Origin of the sequence: Microcoleus pseudofavosus SVA1_A4 (assembly GCF_036700565.1) — a bacterium.
In the GTDB taxonomy this organism is placed as follows: domain Bacteria; phylum Cyanobacteriota; class Cyanobacteriia; order Cyanobacteriales; family Microcoleaceae; genus Microcoleus.
In genome coordinates, this window is the sequence record NZ_JAUBPE010000131.1 from 1 (window position 1) to 10,803 (window position 10,803).

9 protein-coding genes are annotated in these 10,803 nt (G+C 44.1%); 7 read left to right on the top strand and 2 right to left on the bottom strand.

Annotated features, from left to right (window positions below):
- Positions 1-119: 119 nt before the first annotated feature.
- Positions 120-917, bottom strand: a complete 798-nt coding sequence (locus QUA02_RS31905) for a cation diffusion facilitator family transporter (protein ID WP_333033706.1) — start codon at positions 915-917, stop codon at positions 120-122.
- Between the two features lie 55 nt (positions 918-972).
- Here QUA02_RS31905 and hpsU point away from each other — a divergent pair, with 55 nt between their 5' ends.
- From hpsU to QUA02_RS31935, 6 genes are all read left to right on the top strand, one after another.
- Positions 973-1,650, top strand: a complete 678-nt coding sequence (hpsU, locus tag QUA02_RS31910; protein ID WP_333033707.1) for a hormogonium polysaccharide biosynthesis acetyltransferase HpsU — start codon at positions 973-975, stop codon at positions 1,648-1,650.
- A gap of 688 nt (positions 1,651-2,338) precedes the next feature.
- Positions 2,339-6,079, top strand: coding sequence for a PAS domain-containing hybrid sensor histidine kinase/response regulator (locus QUA02_RS31915; RefSeq protein WP_333033708.1), 3,741 nt, complete (start codon positions 2,339-2,341; stop codon positions 6,077-6,079).
- 5 nt (positions 6,080-6,084) lie between these two features.
- Positions 6,085-7,413, top strand: coding sequence for a hybrid sensor histidine kinase/response regulator (locus tag QUA02_RS31920; protein ID WP_333033710.1), 1,329 nt, complete (start codon positions 6,085-6,087; stop codon positions 7,411-7,413).
- Between the two features lie 42 nt (positions 7,414-7,455).
- Complete coding sequence (locus QUA02_RS31925) at positions 7,456-7,605, top strand: hypothetical protein (protein ID WP_333033711.1); 150 nt, start codon at positions 7,456-7,458, stop codon at positions 7,603-7,605.
- Positions 7,606-7,706: 101 nt separating this feature from the next.
- Entirely contained in the window at positions 7,707-9,182 is a 1,476-nt protein-coding gene (locus QUA02_RS31930; protein ID WP_333033713.1) for a mechanosensitive ion channel domain-containing protein, read from the top strand.
- A gap of 411 nt (positions 9,183-9,593) precedes the next feature.
- Positions 9,594-9,740 (top strand): hypothetical protein, encoded by a 147-nt coding sequence (locus QUA02_RS31935; RefSeq protein WP_333033715.1) that lies wholly within the window; start codon positions 9,594-9,596, stop codon positions 9,738-9,740.
- 74 nt (positions 9,741-9,814) lie between these two features.
- Here the strand turns inward: QUA02_RS31935 and QUA02_RS31940 are convergent, their stop codons facing one another.
- Positions 9,815-10,423, bottom strand: a complete 609-nt coding sequence (locus QUA02_RS31940; protein WP_333033717.1) for a TetR/AcrR family transcriptional regulator — start codon at positions 10,421-10,423, stop codon at positions 9,815-9,817.
- A gap of 122 nt (positions 10,424-10,545) precedes the next feature.
- On the opposite strand from QUA02_RS31940, the gene QUA02_RS31945 reads away from it, so the two are divergent.
- A complete protein-coding gene (locus QUA02_RS31945; RefSeq protein ID WP_333033718.1) occupies positions 10,546-10,764 on the top strand; it encodes a hypothetical protein in 219 nt (72 codons plus the stop codon).
- Positions 10,765-10,803: the final 39 nt, after the last annotated feature.

Consider the following 10,803-nt stretch of genomic DNA (forward strand, 5'->3'; position numbering starts at 1 on the left):
CGCGATCAATGGTAGGGAAACGGCACTGCCGTGTCCTCTATATCATTCCGGTGCAGCCGGAATTGATATGAGTTGACTCATCCCAAAGACATTGAGCGTGAATACTTACATCACGATTATCATTCGATCAGTTCTTCGAGGGATGGAAAAAGCAATTTTTCAGCGCTGAGTTTTTGGCAGTCGCAAGGTGGTTGAGTTGCGGATATTGTTGATACTTTGCCTAGCAGCAACTGGATGCTTTCAATTAGCAGCGGTAGGGTTAATAAAATTATTGATGCCGACACTAGCAAGCTAATTAAGCCGTCCGCCCAATTCCAGTGCAGCCAAGCCACGGCGATCGCAGCTAAAATTACTCCCACCGAGGAAAATATGTCGGCGACTGCGTGCAAAAAGGCGCTTTTGAGATTTAAGTCGCCGTGACAGCAGGAATGCAAGCAACAAGCATTGATTGAGTTGATGCTTAAACCGACTATGGCGGTAATTAACATCGGGAGTCCTTCTACTTCGGGGGTTGGGGACTGCAAGCGGTCGATCGACTCTGCGGCAATCCAAAGGGCGATCGCCAATAAACTGATACTATTAACTAAAGCAGCAATGATTTCTGGGCGTGCAGGGAATGGCGATTGTCCGATCGTACAATCTACGGATTTACTTTTGCCTTTGACTGAGGAGTACCAAGCGGCTGCCAAAGTTATTGCTAAAGCTGCTACATCTGAAAAAACGTGACCCGCATCTGCTAATAGGGACAAACTATGAGAATTAAGGGCGGCAATTAACTCTGCGACAAAAAAGCTGCTAAGCAGTACCAATGCTGTTTGTAAAAGCCGCACTTTGGAAATTCTAGGATGGGGATTTTCGCATTGTGCGAGTTCCTTGGTGTTTTCAGCGTGAAAATTGTCCCTAACTGGAAATATCATTGAGCAGTCCTTCAAGTTAAACTCGATTTTCAATTAAACATTAAATTAACTATCAATGACTTATAATATACCAACTCCGCACCAAGAACCGGAAAATCCGATCGCAAATTCTCCAAATCCTGAAATAAACGATCGTCCAATTAGCGACAATCAGGCAAATATTTTAACAGGGGAATCTTTGGTTGATTTGCGGAGGTACGATCGATCGAATGTCGATCGGGGAAAGCCTGGTTGGCTAATTTTGCTTTGGTGGTTGGTGCAGGCGATCGCATTTCCCCTCACTCCACACCCTTTTAACGGCATCAGAAGCGGGCTGCTGCGGTTATTTGGAACGAAAATAGGTTGTGGTGTGATTATCCGCCCTACGGCTCGTTTTACCTATCCTTGGAAAATTGAAATCGGAGACTACAGTTGGATCGGAGATGATGTTGTATTGTACAGTCTCGATCGAATTGCGATCGGCAAACACTGCGTCATTTCTCAAAAAAGTTACCTCTGCACCGGCACTCACGACCCCCAAGACCCAGCCTTTCGCTTAATAACAGGATCTGTTATCATTAATAACGGCGTTTGGATTGCCGCCGACTGCTTCATTGGCCCTGGTGTCGAAATCGGTGCCAACTCTTTAATAGGAGCTCGCAGCAGCGTCTTTAAAAATATGCCTGCCGGCTTTGTTTGTACGGGTACTCCCTGTCGTCCGCGCTATATGCGAGAAATTAACAAAAGTTCGTAGTAAGGACTTCAATCGTGTCAAAAGTTCGCAGTAAAAACTTCATCTTTTTCTTGTTCAACGACTAACTAAACTTAAACAAATGGTAAGCCAAAATAAAGCCAAAACCTTTATATGCAGCAAATACGTTCATGCTTTCTTGTTGCCACCAACAAATATATAAGATATAGCTGTTCTAAAAGCTGACAATCCTTTCGTAAATAAAGTAAAAATTTGTGATGCCCCGATCGACGCAATCCAGCCGTTAACTGATGATTGTTTGTTGAAGTTCCGTTATAAACTTAAGCAGGGATTATTCAAGAACTATTTAATTGGACAACTCAAATATCCAAGTATTATAATGAGCTTAACTGGTAGCCGAGATATTGCTACTACGTTCGCCAGTTGCCTCAGTCCTGTTTATATCGGAGAATATCTAACTGAAAATTTCACGGATATAGCTAAAATTGAGAACGTTCCCATAATAGTTGGCATTCTACCGATAGGATTGATGAGCAATATAAGTGCTTGGCGATACATCCGAAGAATTAAGGGAAACATTGTTTCAACGGATACATATATCGCGGGTTGAAAGTCTAATGGCCGCGCTACTGAACGTTTTCTTCAGTACCGAAATTGCAGGCCGCGAAAACCTTGCGATCGCCCAATTGGACAGAAGTTGTAGAATTAAAGCTGAAATCCACCATCCAACATGACCAAATTCCCACCAGAGAAAACCCAGGCAAGCCAACAGCAAGAGAGCACAACAGCACAGGTATTGCGACAGGCTCACTTCGACGCTTTTTTTGCAGGTGCCAACGCCGGAATGCTGATTTTTGACCGCCAACTCCGGTACGTCCAAATTAACGAAGTTCTGGCCCAGATGAATGGCATTTGTGTGGCCGACCATATTGGTAGGTCAGTGCGTGAAGTGCTGCCAGAATTGGCTGCGACTGTGGAACCGATGCTGCAAGGCATTCTGGATACGGGCAAGCCCCTTCTCGACTATGAAGTAGTGGGTGAAACTCCGAAACAACCAGGTATCTTGCGCTACTGGGAAGCATCTTACTATCCTTTGCGGGATGAAAATGGTTTGGTTTTTGGTGTGGGTGGCATTGTGATTGAAGTTAGCGATCGCAAGCGGGCAGAGAAAGAGCAAGCGAGACTTACGGCAATTTTGGAAGCAACTTCCGACTTAGTAGGAGTTGTGGATGCGACTGGGCATAGCGTCTACCTCAACAAAGCCGGACAGAAAATGCTGGGGATGTCCCCAGAGGAAGCACGAGCTTCGTTTAGTATAGATTCTGTGTTAGCTCCCTCGGCAACGGCAAAATTTCACGGCGAAGTAATTCCAACTGCCTTGCGAGAGGGTAGCTGGGCTGGTGAAACCCTGTTTTTGTCACGCGATGGGCAAGAAGTTCCAGTCTCCCAGGTTTTGATCGTCCACAAAACAGAAGCGGGTGAAGTCGAGTTTATTTCCACTATTGTGCGGGATATTCGCCAACAGCAGGCTGCGCTGCGCGATCGCAAAAAAGCAGAGGAAGAACGGCAATTGCTCGCTAAAACGATCGAGAACAGCCGTGACTTTATTGGCCTTGCCTCAATGGATGGTCGTCCGATGCTAGTGAATCAGGCTGGTCTGGATTTGGTTGGACTCAGTAGTTTGGAGGAAGCCAGAACCAAACACATTACCGACTTCTTTATGGCAGAAGATTTGGACTTCGTAAATCAGCGTATGCTGCCTGCGCTGATGAAAGACGGGGTTTACCGGAGTGATTACCGCTTGAGACATTTCGTGACAGGTCAACCGATCGCGGTAGACTACACCCTATTTTTGGTCAAACATTCCGAAACTAATAAACCCGTAGCGATGGCTACTATTACGCGGGATATTCACGATCGCAAAAACGCAGAAGATGTCCTCAAACAAAGTGAAGAAAGATTTCGTTCTTTGATGGAAGCCAGCGCTCAAATTATTTGGATCTGCAATGCAGACGGCGAAATGGCGATCGAGCAACCTACTTGGAGTGCATTTACAGGACAGACATTTGATGATTACAAGGGAGGGGGTGGGATCAACGCTATCCATCCAGACGATCGCTCGTCTATGGTCACTGCCTGGTCAACTGCTGTTGCTAATCGCTCGTCGCTCTATGAAGTTGAATTCCGTATGCGTCGCTATGACGGCGAATATCGCTACATGAGTTGTCGTGGTGTACCAATTCTGAACGCGGATGGTTCAATTCGGGAATGGGTTGGAGCTAATACAGATATTACCGATCGCAAACAAGCTGAAGAAGCTTTGCGCGATCGCAACGCATTACTGAACTCTATTTTGGAAAGTACACCCGACTTAATAGTGGTTAAAGACAGACTAGGAGGTTATGTTGCCATCAACTCCATTTTGGCAAACTTCTTGGGCAAGCCAATTGAGGAAATCATCGGCAAGGATGATTGGGAATTAATGCCGCCTGACACTGCCCGTGCATTGATGGCAAAAGATCGCCACATCATGGCAGCAGGAATCACTGAGAGTTACGAGGAAGATATCTCTTCTCACGATCAAATCACTAAGACCTTTTTCACTACAAAAGCTCCTTGGCGGGATGCTAATGGCAACATCCTGGGCGTAATCGCTACAACACGAGATATTACCGATCGCAAACAAGCGGAAGATGCTATAAAACAAAGCGAAGAACGCTATCGTTCGCTAATCGCTGCTACGTCCCAAATGGTCTGGATAACGGATGCTGAAGGAAGATGCCCGGATATACCGAGTCTGAGAGCTTACACCGGACAAACCGAGGCTGAGGTGGTTGGTTTTGGCTGGTTAGACGCAATTCACCCGGACGATCGCGAACGAACGGCTCAGGTTTGGATGGAAGCAGTGCAAACGAAAAGCCTGTATGAGATAGAATATCAAATCCGAGGAGCGGATGGAAACTATCGTTATTTTCAAGTTAGAGGGGTACCCATTCTGAACGAAGATGGCAGCGTCCGGGAGTGGATTGGCACTTGCACCGATATCCACGATCGCAAACAAGCAGAATTCGTACTGTCAAAAGCCAAGGAAGCAGCAGAAGCTGCTAGTCGGGCTAAAAGTGAATTCCTTGCCAACATGAGCCACGAATTGCGGACTCCGCTTAATGGCATCATGGGATACGCGCAGATTCTTCAGCGTTCTAAAGTCTTGAAAGAAGAAGAGCGATCGCGCATTGATGTCATTTATCAGTGCGGTTCCCATTTACTGACCTTAATCAATGACATTCTCGATTTGTCGAAGATTGAAGCGCAGAAAGTGGAACTCATGCCCACCGATTTTCATTTCCCGGCGTTCCTGCAAGGTGTAGCAGAAATGTGTCGCATCCGAGCTGAACTTAAGGGAATTCACTTCAATTTTCCATCAACTCTCGAACTACCAATCGGTATTCGTGCGGATGAAAAACGCTTGCGACAAGTGTTAATTAATCTTTTGAGCAACGCTATTAAATTTACGGATGCGGGCAGTGTTACTTTTATAGTAAGTTTTGCAACAGAAGGAAAAATTCGCTTTGAAATACGCGATACAGGTACCGGCATTGCCCAAGATCAACTCCAAGCTATCTTTCAGCCCTTCGAGCAGGTAGGAGATCGGAGGCGGCAGACGGAAGGCACCGGGCTGGGACTGGCAATTAGCAAAAGGATTGTAGAACTAATGGGCAGTACCATTCAGGTTCAAAGTCAGATGAATGTTGGCAGTATTTTCTGGTTCGATGTCGATCTGTCTCAAGCCGAGGAATGGGTAAAAACCTCTCAAATCGACCATCACGGGCAGATTATCGGCATCAAAGACCGCCAACCTAAGATTGTGGTTATCGATGACAAATGGGCTAACCGTTCGGTAATTAGCAATTTGCTCAGTCCGATCGGCTTTGAGGTATCTGAAGCGAACGATGGGCAGGAAGGCTGGGAAAAAATTCTAGAGGTGCAGCCAGATTTAATCGTTACCGACTTAGTAATGCCCGAACTAGATGGCTTCGAGCTAATTAAGCGGGTTCGAGAATCGGAAAATTTCAAAGACACCATCATTATTGTTTCTTCTGCTAGCGTATTTGAAACAGATCAATATAGAAGTTTAGAGGCAGGAGGCAACACCTTTATTCCCAAACCTGTTCAAGCAACGGAACTCCTGCAAAAATTGCAACAGTATCTTGATTTGGAATGGGTTTACGAAGCCAATGAAGCTCCAGGGGCGATCGGCTCAGACACCAATGAGCTAATTGCTCCACCTGCGACGGAAATGGAAATGCTATACGAGCTGGCGATGAAAGGAAATTTCCTACAAATAGTTAAACAGGCGGTATTACTTGAAGAAATAGATCCCAAATACATTCCCTTTGCTAAAAGATTGCATCAAATGGCAAAGGAATTTCAAGACGAAGAGATTTTAATGTTTATTCAATCCTACAAATAAGGTTTATGACTTCAGCAATTCAACCAACGAGTTCAATTCTTATTGTTGATGACAATTCAGCCAACTTGGGTGTCTTATCTGATGCCTTAAGTCAGGAAGGATTTGAAGTTCGGGTCGCGAAATCTGGAAAGATGGCACTAGAGCGAGTCAAATATGCTCTACCCGATCTAATCTTGCTAGATGTCATGATGCCAGAGATGGATGGATTTGAAACCTGTCGCCGATTACAGGCTAATCCCGAAACTAAACAGGTTCCCATTATATTTATGACTGCTCTCTCAGATACGGCTAATAAAGTTGAGGGATTTCAGGTTGGGGCTGTAGATTATATTACCAAACCCTTCCAACAGGAGGAAGTATTAGCTCGCGTCAAACTGCATTTAAAGCTTCGTGTTCTAGCGGATAAATTAGAGGAGAAAAATACATTATTGGAACAAAAAGTTCGAGAAGTCAGCCGAGCTTATGATAATTTGCAACAAATGCAACTTAAGTTAATCCAAAGTGAGAAAATGTCCGGCTTAGGGCAAATGGCGGCTGGCATTGCTCATGAAATTAATAACCCTATAAATTTCATCTCTGGCAATCTGGGTTATGCCCAAGAGTACGCTCATAAATTACTAAAAATTATACACCTCTATCAAGAAGATTATGTAAATCCCACCCCTCGGATTCAAGCAGCAATGGATGAAATGGAACTGGAATTTTTGGAGGAAGATTTTATCAAAGTTCTTAACTCAATCTATTTAGGAACGCAGCGCATCCAGGAGATTGTCAAGTCTATGGGAATCTTTTCTCGCGGGGATGAGGCAGACGTGAAAGCAGTAAATATCCATGAAGGAATTGATAGTACGCTCACCATCCTGAATCATCGTTTAAAAGCAAAACCAGAGCATCCTGAGATAGAAGTAGTAAAAGAGTACGGTCAGCTTCCACCAGTAGAATGCCATGCCGGACAATTAAATCAAGTGTTCATGAATATTCTTTCTAATGCCATTGATGCTTTGGATGAATCTAATCAGCAGCGTTCATTTGCAGACATCAAACAACATCCGAACCGCATTCGGATTTGTACCAAATTAATTGACGACAATTGGGTTGCTATTCATATTAGTGACAACGGTCGAGGAGTTTGCGAAACTATAGAACCGAAGCTATTTGACCCCTTTTTTACCACCAAACCTATCGGTAAAGGAACTGGCTTGGGGTTATCTATTAGTTACCAAATTATCGTGGAAAAGCATGGGGGCAGATTATACTGCCAGCCTGTATCAGGAAAGGGAATAGAATTCGTCATTGAAATTCCCATTCGGCAACAAGCTGGTCAAGCGGCTTAGTTTCCCGCTGCAATGTCCCTTTGGTTATCAATAGCTATCGTTATGAATTCTCGGACTTTTTCTGCTGAAACCGAAGTTGATTATTTAGTGACTAATGCTGTCACCGATAAAGCCACGGCCCAAGGGATAGTAACAACTTACTCCCAGCGTAATTGGGTAGAAGTTTTTGATCGTGAGAGTCAGGAATGGTGAGGATTAAAAAAATACCCAGTCACAGGAATTAGAAGTCTTGCCAAGTTTTTACTACAAAGTGGTTAAAACCTGATTATAATAAATTATTTACTGAACAAAAAGTGAATACAATACCCGAAGAATTATTGATAGAAATTTCCGCAATATTTACAGCAACCTTATTTAAACTAGGGGAAAATCCTGTATCGCTGCGGTCACTTCTGGAACTGATTTTCTCGTTCATGGCTGTGCTTCTCGTATCGCGAGCTTTTACTAACTTTCTTAAAGAACGCTTGCTTGTCAAACTAGGAATTGACGAGGGAAATCGGGAAGCTATTGCAGTTATTCTGCGCTATTTAATCGTCGCTTTCGGAGTGATAATTGCCATCCAAGGAATCGGCTTTAACCTCGCTTCTTTTGCAGTAGTTGCGGGGGGATTGGGAGTGGGAATTGGCTTCGGGATACAGGATTTAACAACCAACTTTGTCAGCGGACTGACGCTGCTTTTAGACCGACCTGTCAAAGTGGGAGACTTCGTGGAATTAGAAGGATTGATGGGAATCGTCAAAAAAATCTCGATTCGCTCGACCATTATCACCACCAACGACGACTCCAGCGTCATAGTTCCCAATAGTAACATGATTAGCAGCAAAATTGTTAACTGGAGTTACGAAAATCCGCTGCTGTGTTTGCGGCTTTCAATAGATGTAGCTGATAGTAGCGACCCGCTGTTAGTAACAGAAACTCTTTTAAATATTGCTTACGCGGAAGCAGGAGTATTGTACGATCCAAATCCGAAAGTATTGTTTGTGGAGTTTGGCGATGATTGCTTTAAATTTGAACTTTTAGTGTGGACGGATCGACCAACGGATCGAGAAGTAATTAAAAGTTCTTTGAATTTTGCTATAGAGTACCATTTCCGCCAGCAGAAAATCGATTTTCCGTTCAATGAAAGAGATTTGTATTTGCGAAATCCCGAAGTTATGTTGTCGCTATTCAACAAAAAGGAAACTGCAATTGACCTCACGTACACTTCCTATGAAAAAAAGCAAAAAATGCCTATTTTGGGAGAGGAAATTAAAAAGCGATCGCCTCTTAGCGGTTTGCTGCGAGAGGTGGAATACTTTGAAAATTTGACGGATCTAGAATTGCGCCAATTGATTGAAGTTGGGTATCGCCAACGGCTGCAACCGCAAGAATTTTTATTTCGCGAAAACGACCCGGGAGATGCTTTTTACATGATTCTTTCAGGTTCGGTCGAAGTTTTTGTCGAAGCTATTGACAAACACCTGAATAACCTCGGTACTGGTCAGTTTTTTGGCGAACTTTCTTTGATGTTGGGAATCCCCAGGACTGCTTCGGTGAGAGCTGTGGAAGAAACAATTTTGTTTGCGATCAATAAAGAAGGTTTCCAAAAGGTTTTAACAGAACGACCGGATTTATCTGAACAGATTATTCAACAAATAGTCAAACATAAAGAAGAACTAAGCCAGAGACAAAAGGAACTGCGAGAAATGGAATGGGGAGATGCAGCAGAAGATGATGAAAACCCTGTAGAGTGGGTAAGGAAACGGCTAAAAAATCTGTTTGCTGTTTGAACTGAAAATTAACCTAAAAAAACTAGAAGGAGGGCTAGAAGGAGGACTATAACGAGGGCTAGAACGAGGCATACAAGAACAACAGCGGTTAATTTTAGAAAAGTTTCTGCGAGTTAGATTTGGATAAGTAAGTCCAAGAATGACTGCTTTTCTATCTCCAATATCAAGTTTCCTGCTGCGTAATATCGTTTCCGGTTGCACCGGAATTATATAGAGGACACGGCAGTGCCTTGTCCCTACCGCGATTAATTGTAGGGACACGGCACTGCCGTGTCGAAAGCTGTGGGTAATATTAATTCCGATGCTACCGGATTTGATATAATTTACAGTTTTGTTGCTGGCTATATCTATGCTGACAGTCGATGAAGCGGGGCGGAAGCAGTCAAATTATTAGCTGAAAGTATCTTGAAAATGTCCGTTACTAACTTGGAGGATATTCTGCCCCAGCCTGTGAATTTATTGGCATTGCCTGTGGCAGAATTGACACTGTTTGTAGAGCAAGTGCCGCACTTATCGGATGCTGAATTGAGGGAAAGGTTAGGAAAAATCTCTGAATAAAACCTGTTTGATTAGCAATAAAAAACAGAAAACTCAGATACCCGACTTGTTGAAGAAGTCGGGTATCTAAAGCTCTAAGAATTTGACTGTGAGGGCAAAATCAAGTGCAGCAGGCCATCGATCAGTCGATCGCACTCCATTGGGATAATATCTTTGCCGTGCATCATATGCTGCGTTAACTGAAAATATACCAGCGATCCAATAAAAATCCGCGCCGTTGCCTCCGGATCGGGCAATTTTAACTCTGGATGCGATGCCAAATATTCCGCTAGCCGATCGATCCCCGGTTTGGCTAAGTTTTTCACAAATGTCTGCGCTAACTGGGGAAAACGCCCCGATTCCGCAATCACTAACCTCACAAAATTGAGAAATTCAGGTTCCTGGGTCACCTGCTCTAATATAGTTGTGGCAACGAATCGCAGCGCTACGGCCGGTTCTTCATCCAGAACTGTAAAATGGACTTTTTTTCGCGCCAGCCGCTGTACCAAGGCCGCGAATAATCCTTCTTTATCCGCAAAATAGCTGTAAACGGTGGCTTTGGAAACTCCTCCCGTCTTCGCTACCTTGTCCATACTCGTGCCCGCGTAGCCGTGGGCTAAAAATTCTTGCATCGCTCCTTGCAGGATCTTCTCGCTCTTGTCCCCTGCTGCTGCGTCTGGTTCGATCGGTTTTGTCCTTGTCATGAGCGTTTTTTGTAATTTTTGGTTGGGGCCTTGACATTATTATACTGTACGGTTTAGTCTGAATACAGTTTGGAACTAAACCGTTTAGTTTTTAATTCTTAAATAAATAAGAGGTGCGCGTCATGGTACACCAAGCAACAGCAAAAAGCTTATCCTCAAATCCATCCTCAATCAAGCAACTCCTAATTGCCGCAGCCATCGCTACCGTCGCAGCCGGGGGAGTCACAGGTTACGCAGTGTGGCGATCGCGCCTTCCCGATCCCAGTGCAGCAAAAGAGGCAGCAGCCGCGACAGCATCGCAATTAAGTAGCTCAACAAAATTAATTACACAAATCAACTAATATGATATACTGTAAATATCAAGTTGTATTCAAAGAAAT

Bases quoted from the DNA above. Each gene is read 5' to 3' on its own strand.
- QUA02_RS31905 (WP_333033706.1), bottom strand. From the start codon at position 917: ATGATATTTCCAGTTAGGGACAATTTTCACGCTGAAAACACCAAGGAA.
- hpsU (WP_333033707.1), top strand. From the start codon at position 973: ATGACTTATAATATACCAACTCCGCACCAAGAACCGGAAAATCCGATC.
- QUA02_RS31915 (WP_333033708.1), top strand. From the start codon at position 2,339: ATGACCAAATTCCCACCAGAGAAAACCCAGGCAAGCCAACAGCAAGAG.
- QUA02_RS31920 (WP_333033710.1), top strand. From the start codon at position 6,085: ATGACTTCAGCAATTCAACCAACGAGTTCAATTCTTATTGTTGATGAC.
- QUA02_RS31925 (WP_333033711.1), top strand. From the start codon at position 7,456: ATGAATTCTCGGACTTTTTCTGCTGAAACCGAAGTTGATTATTTAGTG.
- QUA02_RS31935 (WP_333033715.1), top strand. From the start codon at position 9,594: ATGTCCGTTACTAACTTGGAGGATATTCTGCCCCAGCCTGTGAATTTA.
- QUA02_RS31940 (WP_333033717.1), bottom strand. From the start codon at position 10,423: ATGACAAGGACAAAACCGATCGAACCAGACGCAGCAGCAGGGGACAAG.
- QUA02_RS31945 (WP_333033718.1), top strand. From the start codon at position 10,546: ATGGTACACCAAGCAACAGCAAAAAGCTTATCCTCAAATCCATCCTCA.